Source organism: Streptomyces sp. NBC_00513, assembly GCF_041431415.1.
Classification (GTDB): Bacteria; Actinomycetota; Actinomycetes; order Streptomycetales; family Streptomycetaceae; genus Streptomyces.
In genome coordinates this window covers 7,129,792-7,144,747 of sequence record NZ_CP107845.1, presented here as the reverse complement: position 1 = coordinate 7,144,747, position 14,956 = coordinate 7,129,792, and the positions used below count along the sequence as shown (strand labels likewise).

The 14,956-nt window shown below is 71.5% G+C and carries 19 protein-coding genes; 7 read left to right on the top strand and 12 right to left on the bottom strand.

Features of this window, described 5'->3' with window-relative positions:
- Positions 1–12: 12 nt before the first annotated feature.
- A complete protein-coding gene (locus OHA84_RS32160) occupies positions 13–141 on the bottom strand; it encodes a hypothetical protein (protein WP_266952688.1) in 129 nt (42 codons plus the stop codon).
- Between the two features lie 595 nt (positions 142–736).
- Here OHA84_RS32160 and OHA84_RS32155 point away from each other — a divergent pair.
- Positions 737–925 (top strand): DUF6381 family protein, encoded by a 189-nt coding sequence (locus OHA84_RS32155; protein ID WP_266968406.1) that lies wholly within the window; start codon positions 737–739, stop codon positions 923–925.
- 141 nt (positions 926–1,066) lie between these two features.
- On the opposite strand, the gene OHA84_RS32150 is transcribed toward OHA84_RS32155, so the two are convergent.
- A complete protein-coding gene (locus OHA84_RS32150; RefSeq protein WP_266952682.1) occupies positions 1,067–1,333 on the bottom strand; it encodes a DUF6479 family protein in 267 nt (88 codons plus the stop codon).
- Between the two features lie 226 nt (positions 1,334–1,559).
- On the opposite strand from OHA84_RS32150, the gene OHA84_RS32145 reads away from it, so the two are divergent.
- The gene (locus tag OHA84_RS32145; protein WP_266952680.1) at positions 1,560–1,847 is read left to right on the top strand and encodes a WhiB family transcriptional regulator; all 288 of its coding nucleotides are present in this window, start codon (positions 1,560–1,562) and stop codon (positions 1,845–1,847) included.
- A 78-nt stretch (positions 1,848–1,925) separates the two neighbouring features.
- Positions 1,926–2,306: an STAS domain-containing protein gene (locus tag OHA84_RS32140; protein WP_266952678.1), complete on the top strand. Its 381-nt coding sequence runs from the start codon at positions 1,926–1,928 to the stop codon at positions 2,304–2,306.
- A gap of 23 nt (positions 2,307–2,329) precedes the next feature.
- Here OHA84_RS32140 and OHA84_RS32135 read toward each other — a convergent pair whose 3' ends face one another.
- The 4 genes from OHA84_RS32135 to OHA84_RS32120 all read right to left on the bottom strand — a co-directional run bounded on the left by OHA84_RS32135 (position 2,330) and on the right by OHA84_RS32120 (position 6,687).
- Positions 2,330–2,659 carry an STAS domain-containing protein gene (locus OHA84_RS32135; protein ID WP_266952676.1) on the bottom strand — a complete coding sequence of 110 codons (330 nt, stop codon included), beginning with the start codon at positions 2,657–2,659 and terminating at the stop codon, positions 2,330–2,332.
- Positions 2,660–2,815: 156 nt separating this feature from the next.
- The gene (locus tag OHA84_RS32130; RefSeq protein ID WP_266952674.1) at positions 2,816–3,163 is read right to left on the bottom strand and encodes a PRC-barrel domain-containing protein; all 348 of its coding nucleotides are present in this window, start codon (positions 3,161–3,163) and stop codon (positions 2,816–2,818) included.
- A gap of 131 nt (positions 3,164–3,294) precedes the next feature.
- Positions 3,295–5,022 (bottom strand): thiamine pyrophosphate-dependent enzyme, encoded by a 1,728-nt coding sequence (locus OHA84_RS32125; RefSeq protein WP_266968408.1) that lies wholly within the window; start codon positions 5,020–5,022, stop codon positions 3,295–3,297.
- An 81-nt stretch (positions 5,023–5,103) separates the two neighbouring features.
- Positions 5,104–6,687, bottom strand: a complete 1,584-nt coding sequence (locus tag OHA84_RS32120; RefSeq protein WP_371591514.1) for an FMN-binding glutamate synthase family protein — start codon at positions 6,685–6,687, stop codon at positions 5,104–5,106.
- A gap of 105 nt (positions 6,688–6,792) precedes the next feature.
- Between OHA84_RS32120 and OHA84_RS32115 the strand changes: the two genes are divergently transcribed.
- The gene (locus OHA84_RS32115; RefSeq protein WP_266968410.1) at positions 6,793–7,947 is read left to right on the top strand and encodes an aromatic acid exporter family protein; all 1,155 of its coding nucleotides are present in this window, start codon (positions 6,793–6,795) and stop codon (positions 7,945–7,947) included.
- 76 nt (positions 7,948–8,023) lie between these two features.
- Here the strand turns inward: OHA84_RS32115 and OHA84_RS32110 are convergent, their stop codons facing one another.
- Positions 8,024–8,224: a hypothetical protein gene (locus OHA84_RS32110; RefSeq protein ID WP_266968411.1), complete on the bottom strand. Its 201-nt coding sequence runs from the start codon at positions 8,222–8,224 to the stop codon at positions 8,024–8,026.
- A 77-nt stretch (positions 8,225–8,301) separates the two neighbouring features.
- Positions 8,302–8,760: a DUF5709 domain-containing protein gene (locus OHA84_RS32105; protein ID WP_266952666.1), complete on the bottom strand. Its 459-nt coding sequence runs from the start codon at positions 8,758–8,760 to the stop codon at positions 8,302–8,304.
- 142 nt (positions 8,761–8,902) lie between these two features.
- Between OHA84_RS32105 and OHA84_RS32100 the strand changes: the two genes are divergently transcribed.
- Together OHA84_RS32100 and OHA84_RS32095 are read left to right on the top strand one after the other, a co-directional pair.
- Complete coding sequence (locus tag OHA84_RS32100) at positions 8,903–9,100, top strand: hypothetical protein (RefSeq protein WP_266968413.1); 198 nt, start codon at positions 8,903–8,905, stop codon at positions 9,098–9,100.
- 183 nt (positions 9,101–9,283) lie between these two features.
- Positions 9,284–10,132 carry a PRC and DUF2382 domain-containing protein gene (locus tag OHA84_RS32095; RefSeq protein WP_266968415.1) on the top strand — a complete coding sequence of 283 codons (849 nt, stop codon included), beginning with the start codon at positions 9,284–9,286 and terminating at the stop codon, positions 10,130–10,132.
- Positions 10,133–10,235: 103 nt separating this feature from the next.
- On the opposite strand, the gene proP is transcribed toward OHA84_RS32095, so the two are convergent.
- The 4 genes from proP to OHA84_RS32075 form a co-directional block, all read right to left on the bottom strand.
- The gene (gene proP / locus OHA84_RS32090; protein WP_266968417.1) at positions 10,236–11,732 is read right to left on the bottom strand and encodes a glycine betaine/L-proline transporter ProP; all 1,497 of its coding nucleotides are present in this window, start codon (positions 11,730–11,732) and stop codon (positions 10,236–10,238) included.
- Positions 11,733–11,889: 157 nt separating this feature from the next.
- The gene (locus OHA84_RS32085) at positions 11,890–12,156 is read right to left on the bottom strand and encodes a DUF4235 domain-containing protein (RefSeq protein WP_266952658.1); all 267 of its coding nucleotides are present in this window, start codon (positions 12,154–12,156) and stop codon (positions 11,890–11,892) included.
- Positions 12,153–12,449, bottom strand: a complete 297-nt coding sequence (locus tag OHA84_RS32080) for a hypothetical protein (RefSeq protein ID WP_266952656.1) — start codon at positions 12,447–12,449, stop codon at positions 12,153–12,155. Before OHA84_RS32080 ends, OHA84_RS32085 begins: the two co-directional genes overlap by 4 nt.
- A gap of 226 nt (positions 12,450–12,675) precedes the next feature.
- Positions 12,676–13,044, bottom strand: coding sequence for a PRC-barrel domain containing protein (locus tag OHA84_RS32075; RefSeq protein WP_266952654.1), 369 nt, complete (start codon positions 13,042–13,044; stop codon positions 12,676–12,678).
- Positions 13,045–13,606: 562 nt separating this feature from the next.
- Between OHA84_RS32075 and OHA84_RS32070 the strand changes: the two genes are divergently transcribed.
- Positions 13,607–14,902, top strand: a complete 1,296-nt coding sequence (locus OHA84_RS32070; RefSeq protein ID WP_266953048.1) for a radical SAM protein — start codon at positions 13,607–13,609, stop codon at positions 14,900–14,902.
- Positions 14,903–14,956 lie beyond the last annotated feature (54 nt).

Here is a 14,956-nt window from a genome sequence, read left to right as displayed (position 1 = left end):
TCCGGGGACGACCTACCTGCCGACGGTGTTCATCAGGATGATCGCCAGGAGGTCGGCGAAGATCACGGCGAGGATGCCGAAGATCATGAGCCACGCCCTGCGTGACTCGTCCCTGCGTGATTCGTCGATGTCCGTGTCCATGGCGTCACCTCCGGTCGGCGCGCTGCCGGGAGCGCGACCCGGCCGCATGACCGTGCGGCCCGTCCCGCCCTCCCATGATGGGCCGGCCCTCAGCGTGTGCCACATCCGTCCCCCGGTCCTACGGTGGGAGCAGCGGTTGGAGCGGCCATGCTCGTCACACCCACCTCGAACCCCACGTCTCCTCGCCCCGCCCGCGGACGAGGCGCCTGACGCCCCCCTGCCGCGATGAACGGCTCTGAGGGGGCCGGGCGGCTGTCGGCCGCGGGACGGCTGCGCAGTGCGATCCGGCGCGCGCGGGCGGGGCGCCGGTGGGGGCGCGTGCGCGAGCTGGAGCTGTGGCAACGATCGCTCGGGTTCGCCGCCCTCGGGTTCCTGACGCTGGTACCGCTGCTGGTCGTCGTGTCCGCGGCGGACGCCGTTCGGCGGCGCGCTCGTCGGCCGGCTCCTGCACGACGAGCTGCCGCGCCGGCCCGGCAGGCGGCGGGAGCCGTGAGTCGGGGCGTCCGCCCGCCAGGGTGGCGGACGCGCTCGAGCACTGTTTGGCTGGGGGGACAGCGGTACTCCCCGACGCAGTCCCCCGACCCGAGGAGGGATCATGGGCAATGAGAGCCGGCCGAGCGCGCGAACACGGCAGATGCGTGACAAGGCCCAGGAACTGGAGCAGGCGGCCCAGCGGGCCACGGATCCGGCGGAACGGCAGCGGCTGACGGAGAAGGCCCTGCACATTCGCGAGAAGAGCGAGCAGGAGAACGGCCCGGGCGCCGGGACCATGGACCCCATGTGACCTCACGGCGCCCCTACGGGCGCCTCGCCCCCCGGACGGGAGCCGCGTGAGCGCCGCGACCCCGTTCCGCGGGCGGACGCGGCCCGCGCGGCGACCGCCCGGCGCGCGGGGCCGGGCGGGCAGGAGAGGGGCGGGCAGGGCTCACGGGCGGGGGTCGGTGCCTCCCGCGGCCTCCCCCGGGGTCTGCCAGGAGTCCTCGCGTCCTCGCGCCGCGGGGGGCTGCTCGGTCGGCTGGGCCGGGGCCGCGCGCCGTACGTTGCGTCGGCTGCCGTACCAGAAGGCGCCGATCAGCAGGACGACCAGGACCACGCCGGCGATGACGAGGTACAGCGAGCCCTGGCCCTCGGCCGCGAGCGCGCCGGTGGCGATGTCGGAGGGGATCTCGGTGGCGTATGCGATGGCAGTCATGAATCCCGCCTACCCGCGATCGGCGGACTTACGGCGGTGCGGTGACACGGCGCGCCACCAGTGACGACGGACTCCCGGCGCCCCGCCCCCGACCTCCGGCGGTGCCGAGGCGGAACACCGGTGGATCTCGGCGCCGGACCCCGCCTCACGTTTCGAACAAGTCTTTGCGGTCAGACGGCCCTTGAGGAATGTGTTCGATGGACGCGGCTGTGGGAGAGCAATGGGGATGGCGAAGGTGTCACATCTGCCCGGGCGGGCGGAGCACCACTGGATCTGGCAGATGGAGGCCGCGTGCCGCGGTCTGGGCTCGGAGGCGTTCTTCCACCCGGACGGCGAACGAGGACCGGACCGGGCGATGCGCGAGGAAGCGGCCAAGGCCGTGTGCGCGGCCTGCCCCGTGCGGGCCCGCTGTCTGGAGCACGCCCTGAGGGTCGCGGAACCGTACGGGGTCTGGGGCGGGTTGACGGCGAAGGAACGCCAACCGGCCGCCGAGTCGCGCTCCGCGGCGGCCTGAGGCCGTGCCCCGCCCCCATCGTTCGAGACCTGAGCACGCGTGCGGTCCTCGGGCGTGCTCGCCGCTGAGGGAGTTGCCTTGGGAGACGACATGATGAGCGGACCGATCGAAGCGGACGCGACCGGAGCGGGCGCGTCGCACGGCCCCCTGGGTTACCAGCACGCCTCGGGAGCGGCCTGGGTGGTCGAGGCGCGCGGGGAGCTGGACCTCGAAACACTCCCTCCGCTGGAAGCGGCACTCAGTCAGGCCGCGGCCTCCCACCACATCGTGATCCTGGACGCGCGGGGCGTCTCCTTCGCGGATTCCACGTGCCTGAGCGTGCTGCTGCGCGTGCGGCAACTCACCGACCTGCGGATCGCCGCACCCTCCCGTCAACTCGGGCGGCTGTTGGAGGTCACCGGCGCGGACCAGGTCGTCACCGTCCATTCGGACCTCGCCGCCGCGACGCTCCAGACCTGAGCCGCCGTCCTCGGGGCGGCGGCTCACATGGCGCGCGCCTCGTCCAAGCCGTCGGTGATGGTGAACAACGCGCGGGCCTCGGTGAGTTCCAGGAGCCGCTCCAGCCGGGGCGGTACCGGACCGGCGAGGACCAGGCGGCCGCTGCGCAGCAGGATCACCATGTGGTTGAGCAACGAGGAGTCGGCGAACGTGACCTCGCGGACGTCCAGCACGATCCGCCGCAGGGACGGATCGGCGACGGCCGCCGCGCTCGCCGCGGTCAGCGGTCCCAGGGTGTCCTGATCGAACTCCCCCACGCACGTGATCACACGGACCCCGCCGTCGTCCGGCAGCACCACCACGCCTTGCTCCACCTGCGACCCCTTAACGCGCCGGATCCCGGTCGCTCCACACGACAAGCCGTCCGCTGCCCGATCCCGGGCAGCGCGTCCGGTGCGAGGCTACCCCGGGCGACGGAATCGTGAACCGGCCGGCCGGGCCGCGTGTCGCCGGTGCCCGGGGCGGCGGCGTCAGCCCTGGTCGCGACCGTAGTAGTCGGCGACCCGGCTCCGGTAGGCGGCGTCACCCCGGTGCTTGTCCTTGTCGTACTCGGGTGCGTTCTTGATCTGTTCCTTGGTGCGGCTCACCCGGATCTTCTCCCCCTCCATGTCCACGCGCTCGATCGTCCCCGCGGGCAGGAGGACCTCCTTGCCGAAGATCCACGGCCCGGTGTCCACGACGATGTACGAGGACCCGACGTCCTCGGTGTGCGAGTCGACCTTGCCGATGTGACCGTCGGCGGCCTCCACCTTGAAGCCGATCAGCACGGCGCCGACCGGGTAGCGGGAGTCGGGGCCGTAGCTCCACAGTTCGGACATGGATCCTCTTTCCTGGTCGCCCCTCACGCCGAGGGGACGCGGCCATGTTTCCCGGCGGGGCTCCCGCCGGCGGGCCGCGTACGGCCCCTGCGGCGAGAGTCACCCGGACGGCCCCGCGAGGTATCGCGGGGTCAGCTCTCGCGGCTCGGAAGGATCTCCTTGACCTTGGCGATGGCGTAGCCCCAACCCTGGCTCACGGTCGGCTTGCCCGGCACGGCCACTTCCTCGGGGTTGGTCAGCACGTCCAGCAGGACGGGACCCGGGGTCTCGAACGCCCGGCGCACGCTGTCGTGGAGATCGTCCGGGTCGGTGACACGGATGCCGGTGAGGCCGAGCGCGGTGGCCACGGCCGCGAAGTCGGGGTTGTCGAGCTCCGTGCCGAACTCGGGGAGGCCCGCCTGTTCCTGTTCGAGTTTGACCATGCCGAGGCGTCGGTTGTCGAACACGACGAGCTTCACCGGCAGCCGGTACGTCTTGATCGTCATGAGGTCACCGAGCAGCATGCTCAGTCCGCCGTCGCCGCAGAAGGCGACGATCTGGCGGTCGGGCGCCCAGAGCTGGGCCCCGAGCGCCTGGGGCATGGCGTTGGCCATCGAGCCGAGGTTGTACGAGCCGATCAGGCGCCGGTCTCCGCGCATCGTGACGAAACGGGAGAGCCAGACCGTGGCCATGCCGGTGTCGGAGGTGAAGACGGCGTCCTCGTCGGCGTACCGGTCCACCGCGGCGGCCAGCGCCTCGGGCCGGATCTCGTGGTCCCGGTTGTCCAGCGCCGCCCGCAGTTTGCCGGTCCAGCGGTGCTCGTGGGCGGGGTCGGCCAGGCGCTGCTGACCTTCCTCCCAGCGGGTGAAGCGGTCCCGGGCGTCGTCGAGGTGCGTACGGTCGGGGACGCGGTTCAGCAGCGGGAGCAGGGCGCGCAGCGTGGCGCCCACGTCGCCGGCGAGGCCCACGTCCACGGGTACCCGGCGCCCCAGGTGCTCTTCCCGGGTGTCGATCTGGACCACCTTGCAGTCCTTCGGGTACCAGTCGCGGTAGGGGAAGTCGGTGCCCAGCATGAGGAGCGCGTCGCCGCGGTCGAGGGCGTGGGAGGCCGCGGGGTTGCCGATCAGGCCGGTCTGGCCGACCTGGTAGGCGTTGTCGTCCTCGAAGCCCTCCTTCGCCTTCAGCGTGAGGACCATGGGGGCGGAGAGCAGCTCGGCCGCCCCGAGTACCTCGGTACGGGCGTCGCGGGCCCCGCGTCCCACCAGCAGGGTGACGCGGGAGGCGGCGTTGAGGAGTTCCGCGGCCTCGGCGAGGGCCGGGTCGTCGGGGCGGGTGACGGCGCGGTCGAGGGCGAAGCGCGTGGGACGGTCCTCGGTCAGTTCCCGGTCCCCCAGGTCGCCTGGGACGGTCAGGACGGCCACCCCGCCCTGGCTGATGGCGGCGCGTACAGCGGACTCCAGCATCCGGGGCATCTGGTCCGGGGAGGTGACGGTGGCCCGGTAGACGGCCACGTCGCGGAAGAGCAGGTCGTTGTCGACTTCCTGGAAGTAGTCGCTGCCGATCTCGGCGAGGGGTACCTGGCCACATATCGCGAGGACGGGGGCGTGGCTCTTGGCGGCGTCGTAGAGCCCGTTGAGGAGGTGCACGGAGCCGGGCCCCACCGTGCCCATGCACACGCCGAGGGTGCCGGAGAGCTGGGATTGCGCCCCTGCGGCGAAGGCGGCGGCCTCCTCGTGGCGGCAGCCGACCCAGCTCAGGTCGTCCGTGGTGCGGATCGCGTCGGTCAGCGGGTTGAGGGCGTCCCCGACGACCCCGAAGACGTGCCGGACGCCCAGGTCCTTGAGTGCGTCGACGATCACATGGGCGACGGTGCGTGCCACAGGAGTGCCCCTTCGGTCGGGTACGGCCCTCTGCGCGAGTGCCGGGTCGGTGGGTGGTGCCGGGTCGGTGGGTGGTGCCGGTCAGTGGGTGAAGCGGTCCGCGTCGGCCGCCCGCCAGTCGGATGCCCAGCTCTCGGGCGCTGATGCGAGAAGTTGTCCGGGGGTGAGCCATTCGTGGAGTTCCGCGTAGGAACGCACGGTGTGCGGGTCCACCCGTTGCAGCAGTTGGTGCGGGCGCAGCCCGGACGGCTCGTCGACGCCCATCGCCGCCATGATCTGGAGGGCGCTCTTGACGGTGGCCTCCTGGTAGCGCTCGACGCGCCGGGACTTGTCGCCGACGTCGACGGCGCGGGCCCGCCGCTCGTCCTGGGTCGCCACTCCGACGGGGCAGGTGTTGGTGTGGCAGCGCTGCGCCTGGATGCAACCGATCGCGAACATCATGGCGCGGGCGGCATTGGTGTAGTCGGCGCCCTGGAGGAGTCGTTTGACGAGGTCGCTTCCGGTGGCGACCTTGCCCGCGGCGCCGATCCGGATCCGGTCGCGGAGCCCGACGCCCACGAGGGCGTTGTGGACGGTCATCAGTCCTTCGCCGAGCGGCAGGCCCATGTGGTCGGCGAACTCCAGTGGCGCCGCGCCCGTTCCGCCCTCGGCGCCGTCGACCACGATGAAGTCGGGGGTGGTGTCCTCCTCCAGCATCGCCTTGCACACGGCGAGGAACTCGCGGCGCGATCCGACGCACAGCTTGAACCCGACGGGCTTGCCGCCGGCCAACTCGCGCATCCGGGCGAGGAAGCGCACCAGTTCGCGGGGAGTGGAGTAGACGCGGTGGAAGGGCGGCGAGATCACCGTCTCGCCCTCGGGGACACCGCGCACCTTCGCGATCTCCGCGTTCACCTTGGCGCCCGGCAGCACCCCGCCGATACCGGGCTTGGCGCCCTGACTGATCTTCAGCGACAGGCACTTGACGTTCTCGTAAGCGGCCTTCTCCGCGAACTGCCGCTCGTCGAAGTGCCCGTCGTCCGTCCGGCAACCGAAGTAACCGGTACCGATCTCCCAGACGAGGTCCCCGCCGGGGCGCAGGTGGTACTCGGAAAGACCGCCCTCGCCGGTGTCGTGGGCGAAGCCGCCGTGCCGGGCACCCGTGTTGAGGGCGAGGACGGCATTGGCGGACAGCGAACCGAAGCTCATGGCCGAGACGTTGAGCAGGGCCATGTCGTAGGGCCGGGTGCAGTCGGGGCCGCCGATCCGGACCCGGGGCGTGTCGGTGCGCACCGGTCGGGGGGCCATGGACGGGGTGAGGTACTCGCTGCCGGACCGGTAGAGGTCGCGTTCGGTGCCGAACGGCTCCTCCGCGTCGGTTCCCTTGGCGCGCTCGTAGACGATGCTGCGGGTGTCGCGGTCGAAGGGGCGGCCGTCGAAGTTCCGCTCGATGAAGTACTGCTGGAGCTCCGGCCGCAGCGCCTCCAGCGCGTAGCGCAGGTGCCCGAGCAGCGGATGGTTCCGCAGCAGGGAATGCCGGCGTTGCGCCAGGTCGTGGACGGCGACCGCCACGAGCGGGAGCAGGGGGACGGCGGCCGCCCACCACCACGGCGAGACCAGGACGGCGGCGACGCAGGCACCCGCCGCGAACGTGGCGAGGAGGGCCACCGGAAGTATCTTCAGCACGTCGGCCGTGTGTCCCGAAGCCCGACCGTCAACCCCCTTTCGCAGCGCGGTGACCGTCACGTTTGCGGCGACCCGGTTGGGCATACGCCACGTCGGAGGTGACGGATGCCCGAGTGGGACGAACTGCCCGGAGCGGTGAGGGCGACGTGTAAGGAGGTCGCCGGACGTGTCCGGCGCGGGGTGCTTCATCAGGGAAGCGAGCGCGACGTCCTGGTGCTGGGTGCGAAGACCGTGGTGGCGGCCATGGGGGCGTGGATGTTGGCACGTCACTTCCTGCCGTCCGCGGTGGCCACGTTCGCCCCGTTCACCGCGCTGGTGGCACTCCAGACGACGGTGTACCGCTCGGTGCGGCACTGCGCGCAGTACCTGATCGCGATGACGGTCGGGGCGGCCCTCGCCGCCTCGTTGGCGGCCGCCGTCGGCATCCATGGCTGGACCTTCGGGGTACTCACCCTCGCCGCACTCGCGCTCGGCCGCGTCCGGCGCCTCGGCGAACAGGGCACCCAGGTCGCGATCGTGGGCTTCTTCGCCTTCTCCTCCGGGCAGGGCAGGATCGACTACATCGGCCATCTCGTCGCCTCCGTCGTCATCGGCGCGCTCTGCGGGCTCACCGCCCACCTCGTCCTCGCGCCCGCCCGGCACACCCGCCACCGGCAGGAGGCCGTGGCCGACCTGTACGAGGGTGTCCGCCGGCGCGTGAACGTACTGGCAGACACGATCGAGGCCGAGAACGCGGACGCGGCCCGCGTGGAACAGTTGCGCCACGACTGGCGGCGGCTGTCCGCGGACGCCGACCGGATCCGGCACGCCATCGACGCCGAGACGGAGAACGGCCGGCTCAATCCGCGCCGGAGCATCGCCGGCGCGGCGGAGGCACTCCCCCGGGCCCAGGAAGCGGTCGACGTGGCCCAGCGCGGCCTCGACCACGTACGGTCCATCAGCCGCAGCCTCCACTACGCCCTCGACAACGGCGAACTGGACGCCGTCCCCGCTTCGTTCCGCACCGCGTACGCCTCGTTGTTGCGCACGGCGGCCGACGCCCTGGAGCACATCGGCCGGACCGTCCGGACCGAGCCCCGGCTGCTCGGTGAGATCCTCGACCGGACGACCGCCGAGTTCGACCACGCCCAGAAGGAAGCCCTGAACGCCCCCGACGCCCATCCGGCGGTCTTCACCCTTCAGGGCACGCTCCTCACCGACGCGGGCCGGCTGTTCGCCGAACTCCGCCGGGGACACCGGGTACTCGACCCGACTGCCTGAGGCGGGCGGGCCGGGGCCGGGTGAACGGGAGTCGGTCGGGGGTCGGGGGCTCGAGGGGCGGGGGCAGGCGGACCGGCTACTCGCCCTTTCGGTCGGACTTCACGGGACCGGGCGCACGGCGGCGCGCGCCGCTGTTCGACGGATCGGCCTCGCCGCCCTCGTCCTTCCCGGTGCCGGGAACGACCGCCTCCTCCGCTTCCTTCCGGGCCTGCGGGTCGCCGCTCTCCCCGGGTGCCTGCGACGGAGGGGTGGGCTTGGTGGATTCCTTCTCGGCCATGGTGTGTCTCCTGGCGTCTCGTGGTGTCTCGTGGGCTGTCGTGCGTGTTCTCTGCCGGAGGGAGTCGAGCGGTCGGGCTACCGCGGCTCCTCCTCCGGGTCCTCGATGACGTGCACCGCGGCTTCCTCGGCCGAGGCGGCGCCGGCGTCGACGCCCACGTCGTGGGCCAGGACGTTGTTCTCCCGCGGGGAGTCCGTGGCGGGGGCCAACCGGCCGGCGCGGGCGTCGCCCGCCTGCGGGTCGACGGGCTCGCCCTCCCCGCCGTCCAGGTCTCCGATGCCGTCCCCCGCCGGGGGCCGCACGTCGGGTACCTCGCGGGCGAGACGCTCGTCGAGGCTCTCGCCCTGCTGCTGTTCCTCGCCGGTGGTGGCGTGGCGGTCGCTCGCGTAGGGCCGCTCGGGCGGCGAGTACCCCTGGTCGAGGCGGGCGTCGGTGTCGAGTTCCCCGACGCTGTGGTCCATGTCCGGTTCTTCGGAACGCTCGTCGTCGGGCTGGGGCTGGTAGACGTCGTCGCCTCGGGCGTCGGATTCGCTCATGAGCACGTCCTTTCCTCGATGCGCCGCCCGGTCGTGGCGGCGCTGCCGTTCCCTGGGGCGCCTCCCCAATAATCGGGGGATCACGCAGGCCGATCGGCCCCGGTTGTACCGCGGGCCCCGGAGTGTGGTCGTATCGGCTGTCATGAACCACGACCTCCGCACAGACGACTTCCCCGAAGCCGACGGCGACGGTCGGCGCGAGCGGGCCCGCAGGACGGTCGCCTCCCGCGCCACCGACCCCGACGACTACATCGCCCTGTTGAGCGCCCTGGATCTGCACGCCGACGGGGACGCGCGGCCGGCCGCGCGGACCTGTGCCCGGGCCACCCGTTCGGAGTAGACGGGTCGCCGGGGGTGACGCCCCGGTCACACAGCGGTTCCGGCCGTCCGGCGGCCGTCCCGTACCGCCCCGACCGGTTGCGGCGGCACGGCTCAGGGTGCGGTCTGGAGGGGGGCACGGGGTGAGCGCGGGACAACGAGGTCGCCGCGCGCCGCGTGCCGAACCGCACTGGAGGATTCACCGATGAGCGCTGGAAACGGTTTCCTGAGCACCGAGCAGCTGTTGACCCTGACGGCCTACGACGCCGACGGGGAGAAGATCGGCAGCATCGGTCAGGTCTACCGCGACGACGCGACGGGCCGGCCGGAATGGGTCACCGTCAAGACCGGCTGGTTCGGCATGAAGGAGTCGTTCGTTCCCCTCGCGGGCGCCCGCAGCGACGGCGAGGGCCTGCACGTCCCGCACGCCAAGGACGTCGTCAAGGACGCCCCGCGGGTCGACGCCGACCAACACCTCGACTCCGACGAGGAGCACAGGCTCTACCGGCACTACGGCCTGTCCCCCGCGGCCGCGGCCTCCCACGGCGACGGCAAGGCGAAGGGCAAGGGCAACGGCAAGGCCCACCGCACCTCCGTGGACGCCCCCGGCATCGCCACGGGGACGTACGTCGACGACCGGGACGAGGGCCGCGGCGGGGACGAGGAGCTGATCCGCTCCGAGGAGCGGCTGCGCGTGGGGACCACGAACGAGGAGGTCGGGCGCGCCCGACTGAAGAAGGTCGTCGTCACCGAGAACGTCGCCACCACGGTCCCCGTCAGCCACGAGGAGGTCCGTGTCGTACGCGAACCGGTCCGTGGCGGGGAGCGGGTGCGCGGCGGCGCCATCGGCGAGGCCGAGACGGAGGTGACCCTGCACGCCGAGCGCGCGGTGACCCGCAAGGAGACCGTGCCCGTGGAGCGCGTGCGTCTGGAGACGGAGCGGGTCACGGAGCAGCAGGAGGTCTCCGGCACCGTCCGCAAGGAGCAGGTCCGCTACGAGCAGGGCAGGGACACCTCCCGTCGGGGTGAGGGCGGGAAGGGCCCGCGCCGCTGACGCGAGGCGCCCGGCGCCCGAACGGCGCGGAACGGCCCGTACCGCTTCGTCGAAGCGGTACGGGCCGTTCCTTGTCCCGAAGGCCGGAGAGCGGAGCCCGGCGTCAGAACTTCGGGTCGGGTGACTGGGCCGCGCACAGTTCCGCGGCCTCCTCCGGCGTCTCGACGGAGGGCGGTGAGCCGTCCAGCGGCTTCTGCGCGGTCTCCTTCATGCAGGCGACGGCGATGATGCCGACGAGGGCCGCGGCCATCGCGTAGTAGGCCGGCATGAGGTTCGTGCCGCTCCAGCTGATCAGGGCCGTGATCACCAGCGGGGTCGTGCCCCCGAAGATCGACGCCGACAGGTTGTAGCCCACGGACAGCGAGCCGTAGCGGACCTGCGTCGGGAAGAGGGCCGGGAGGGCGGCGGACATCGTGCCGAGCAGGCAGACGAGGGAGAGTCCCAGCATCAGCATGCCGAGGGTGATCGCCGGGATGCCGCCCTGGCGGATCAGGAGGAAGGAGGGGAGCGACAGCACGAAGAAGCCCACCATGCCCGCCATCAGCAGCGGCTTGCGGCCGAACCGGTCGGAGAGCTTGCCGACCTGGCTGATGAGGAGCATCAGGAAGACCATCACGCCGAGCAGGATGAGCAGGCCGTGCGTCTCGCTGTAGCCGAGTTCGTCCGACAGGTAGGTCGGCATGTACGACAGGAGCATGTAGTCGGTGATGTTGTACGCGCCGACCAGGCAGACGCAGAGGATCAGCGTCGGCCAGTACTGGCGGAAGATCTTCGCGAGGTCGCCCTTGGTGGTCGTCTCCACGCGGTCGGCGGCCTCGGTGGCGTGCGCCTTGCCGCCCTCCAACTTCTGGAAGGCCGGGGTCTCGTCGAGGCGCAGGCGCAGGTACAGGCCGACCAGGCCGAGGGGTCCGGCGACGAGGAACGGGATGCGCCAGCCCCAGGCCTCCATCTGCGGGTCGTCGAGCACGGCGTACAGCGCGGTGACGAGGCCGGCCGCGCCGACGTAGCCGGCCAGGGTGCCGAATTCGAGGAAGCTGCCGAAGAAGCCGCGCCGCTTGTCGGGGGCGTACTCGGCGATGAAGGTGGAGGCGCCGCCGTACTCACCGCCGGTCGAGAAGCCCTGGAGCATGCGGAAGACGATCAGCAGGACCGGGGCCCACACGCCGATCGTGTCGTGCGAGGGGATGAGACCGATGGCGAACGTCCCGACCGCCATCATGATCATGGTGAGCGCCAGGACCTTCTTGCGGCCGAGCCGGTCGCCCATCGGGCCGAAGAACATTCCGCCGAGGGGCCTGACCAGGAAGGCCACGGCGAAGGTGGCGAACGAGGACAACAACTGGGTGGTGTCGCTCCCGGACGGGAAGAAGACGTGGCCCAGGGTGACGGCGAGGTACGAGTAGATGCCGAAGTCGAACCATTCCATGGCGTTGCCGAGCGACGCCGCCTTCACGGCGCGCTTGACCGCCTGCTCGTCGGTGACGGTGATGTCCGTCCGACGGAGTCTGGGGTTCCGGCGCTGCCGGACGGCACGGAACAGTACGGGATGGCGCTTCACCGCTTCCGGATCGGCCACCTGCTGGGATTCGGGGGCCGTCATGGCCGGTCCTTTCCTCGGTGGGTCTTCCAGGAACCGCTTCTGCGCGATCATGGCGACCGCAAACCGGATCGACGGCCGGATGCGACGTGTGTCACATCCGATCCGTCGACCGGGCGGGTGGCGCGGCTCCGCGTTCGAGCCCGGCGCCGGGGTGGGCTCAGCCCGGCCAGGTGCCCGTCAGACGCCGTGCCGCGACCGCTCCGGACCGGTCCACGGCGGCCTTGGTCACCGCGAAGATCGCCCCCTGGAGGCCGGCGGCGATGAGGATCTCCGTCCAGGAGCGGTCCTCGTCGGTGGCGTCGGGGGCGTCGCCCTCCCCTTCGATCAGCTTCCAGGCCTGCTTGAACGCCATCCCGGCGAGCATGCCGCTGACGGCGCCCAGGGCGAACCCGACGGGCTTGTACGCGATCTTGACCCCGTTCACTTGCGCCCCCGGCTCCGACGCACCAGCGCGTACACGGCCAGCAGGGCGCCGAGCACGAGGAGCGGGGTACGGTTCGCCCGGGCCCTGGTCGCGACCTGGCCCGCCGTGTCGAGGACCGATTCGGGGGTCTTGTCCGCCGCGAGCCGACCGACGTGGGTCGTGGCCTGGACAACCTGTCGGGATGCCTGCGCGGCCCTGTCCAGGACGGGGTCGGGGGTCTTGTCCTTCATCAACCGCGCGGCCTGCTCGGCCGTCTCGCGGATCTGGTCGGTCATCCGGGCTGCCTTCTCCACGACTTGCTCCTTCATGTCGATCGGACGTCTCGTTGCCGCGCCGGCCCCGCACGCGGGGCGCGCATCGCGGTCACAGCCCGGCTACCCCGCATCGGCGGGAACACCCACCCGGCCGGGTCGTCCGTCGCGGGCCGGGCCCCTGACCGGACAACGGGAAGGGGCCCGAACTCGTCGAGTTCGGGCCCCTGTTCACGCGGGTGCCGGCGCGCGGGCGTTCCCGCGCGGGTCAGACGGGGCGACCGCCGAAGGGAATGTCCGGGCCGTAGTAGACGCCGAGTTCCTCGCGGTAGCCGGTGTCGCCCAGGTGCTTGTCGCGGTGGAACTCGGGAGCGTTCTTGACCTGTTCCCTGGTGCGATCGACGAAGATCTTCTTGTCGTCCGGGTCGATCCGGGTGACGGTGCTCGCGGGCAGGAGGACTTCCTTGCCGAAGATCCAGACTCCGGTGTCCACGAGCAGGTAGGCGTCACCGACCTCGTCGGAGTGCTTGTCCACCTTGCCGATGCCGCCGTCGGTCGCCTCGACCTTGTAGCCGGCCAGGTCGGTGCCGGCCCGGTGGCCCGAGGTCGCCTTGAAGCTCCACACATGCTCAGTCACGCGAAAACAACTCCTCCGGTGAGCGGAGGACGCCGAGGGTCTTCCCCGCGTCCGTCCCTTCTGTTCGTCGTGCGCGTTCGTCGCGCGCCGTTCGCCGTGCGCGCCGTTCGTCGTGCGATGCGGCCGATGCGTCCGGCCCTGACATCGCCTGCCCCGCCCTCCCCCACCCACACCCGGGAATGCGGTCGTCGCCGCAGGCCGGCCGAAACCCTTCGAACGATCGAGGCGGGGCTCCGTTCGGCGGGGCCGGAAGTGGCCTCCCGCCGGGCGGCAAGTCGCTTGCGTCCGCGGACGGGTGCCTGGCAGCGTTCGGATTCCGCGACCGCCACGAGGCTCCCGAGGACGGGGTGCGCGTGAGTGTCGCGGGCGCGCGGGGTAGTGTGACAGGAGCAATTGAACGTGTTCAGTCCCGGTTCGGATCGGCGACGCGCGACCCGCAGTCGAGCAGTCGAGTCGAGCAGTAGGCAGTCGAACCGGCCATCGCACGTCACAACGGCCCAAGGAGTCAGAAGTGAAGCAACACGCGGAGAGCGCCGGCCGGACCGCGCTCGTCGAGGACCTCATGGGCCGCTTCCCACAGGTACCGCGGGAGGCCGTGTTCAAGGAGGACCTCCTGCGGGGTGGCATGGCCTTCGACGAGTCCGCGCTCAGCGGCACCACCGACGGATCCTCGGGTGACGTCAAGCCGAAGTCCTACTTCATCTTCTCCTTCGACCACCGCACGTTGCCGGAGCTCGGCGCCGCCGCGCTGAACCGACCTCCCGAGGAGATCGTGCTCACCGGTGGTCCGTACGACCTGCGCCGCACCGTCGTGTCGGTACGGGTCAATCCGGACTCCCCGTACGTCGTGCGCGGCGGCGAGGACGGCGCGCTCGGCCTCTACCTGGACGGGGCGCGGATCGCGGACGTCGGCCTGCCGCCGATGCCGGAGTACTACCGGCACAAGCTGTCGAACGGCAAGTCCGTGATGGAGGTCGCGCCGACCATCCAGTGGGGCTACCTCGTCTACCTGACGGTCTTCCGGGTCTGCCAGTACTTCGGGGCCAAGGAGGAGTGCCAGTTCTGCGACATCAACCACAACTGGCGGCAGCACAAGGCGGCGGGCCGGCCCTACACCGGCGTGAAGCCGGTCGAAGAGGTCCTGGAGGCCCTGGAGATCATCGACCGGTACGACACCGCGGGCACCTCCCGGGCCTACACGCTCACCGGAGGCTCGATCACCTCGCAGGTCGCCGGCCGGGACGAGGCCGATTTCTACGGCCACTACGCCAAGGCCATCGAGGAGCGCTTCCCCGGCCGCTGGATCGGCAAGGTGGTCGCCCAGGCGTTGCCCCGCGCGGACGTCCAGCGTTTCCACGACCACGGCATCCGGATCTACCACCCGAACTTCGAGGTGTGGGACCGCCGGCTGTTCCAGCTCCACTGCCCGGGCAAGGAACGCTACGTGGGCCGCGACGAGTGGCACCGCAGGATCCTGGACTCCACCGAGGTGTTCGGCCCGCGCAACGTGATCCCCAACTTCGTGGCGGGCATCGAGATGGCCGAGCCGTTCGGTTTCACGAAGGTCGACGAGGCGATCGAATCGACCACCGAGGGCCTGCGGTTCTTCATGTCGAACGGTGTGGTGCCGCGCTTCACCACCTGGTGCCCGGAGCCGACGACACCGCTGGGCAAGGCCAACCCCCTCGGGGCGCCGCTGGAGTACCACATCCGCCTGCTGGAGGCGTACCGGGCGACCCTGGAGGAGTTCGGCCTGAAGTCCCCGCCCGGCTACGGCCCGGCCGGCCCCGGCCGTGCGGTGTTCTCCGTCAGCTCGTTCATGGACAGCCTGGAAGGCCTGGAGGAGGAGACGTCCTGACGGGGCGGCACGGAAGGCGAAGACGCGGCACGGTACGACCGTCCTCGCGACGGT

What these genes read in the sequence shown, in the direction of transcription:
- OHA84_RS32130 (WP_266952674.1), bottom strand. Translation starts at nt 3,163, where the DNA reads ATGTCCGAACTGTGGAGCTACGGCCCCGACTCCCGCTACCCGGTCGGC.
- OHA84_RS32110 (WP_266968411.1), bottom strand. Translation starts at nt 8,224, where the DNA reads ATGGCCGAGAAGGAATCCACCAAGCCCACCCCTCCGTCGCAGGCACCC.
- OHA84_RS32160 (WP_266952688.1), bottom strand. Translation starts at nt 141, where the DNA reads ATGGACACGGACATCGACGAATCACGCAGGGACGAGTCACGCAGGGCG.
- OHA84_RS32095 (WP_266968415.1), top strand. Translation starts at nt 9,284, where the DNA reads ATGAGCGCTGGAAACGGTTTCCTGAGCACCGAGCAGCTGTTGACCCTG.
- OHA84_RS32070 (WP_266953048.1), top strand. Translation starts at nt 13,607, where the DNA reads ATGGGCCGCTTCCCACAGGTACCGCGGGAGGCCGTGTTCAAGGAGGAC.
- OHA84_RS32115 (WP_266968410.1), top strand. Translation starts at nt 6,793, where the DNA reads ATGCCCGAGTGGGACGAACTGCCCGGAGCGGTGAGGGCGACGTGTAAG.
- proP (WP_266968417.1), bottom strand. Translation starts at nt 11,732, where the DNA reads ATGACGGCCCCCGAATCCCAGCAGGTGGCCGATCCGGAAGCGGTGAAG.
- OHA84_RS32105 (WP_266952666.1), bottom strand. Translation starts at nt 8,760, where the DNA reads ATGAGCGAATCCGACGCCCGAGGCGACGACGTCTACCAGCCCCAGCCC.
- OHA84_RS32100 (WP_266968413.1), top strand. Translation starts at nt 8,903, where the DNA reads ATGAACCACGACCTCCGCACAGACGACTTCCCCGAAGCCGACGGCGAC.
- OHA84_RS32145 (WP_266952680.1), top strand. Translation starts at nt 1,560, where the DNA reads ATGGCGAAGGTGTCACATCTGCCCGGGCGGGCGGAGCACCACTGGATC.
- OHA84_RS32155 (WP_266968406.1), top strand. Translation starts at nt 737, where the DNA reads ATGGGCAATGAGAGCCGGCCGAGCGCGCGAACACGGCAGATGCGTGAC.
- OHA84_RS32150 (WP_266952682.1), bottom strand. Translation starts at nt 1,333, where the DNA reads ATGACTGCCATCGCATACGCCACCGAGATCCCCTCCGACATCGCCACC.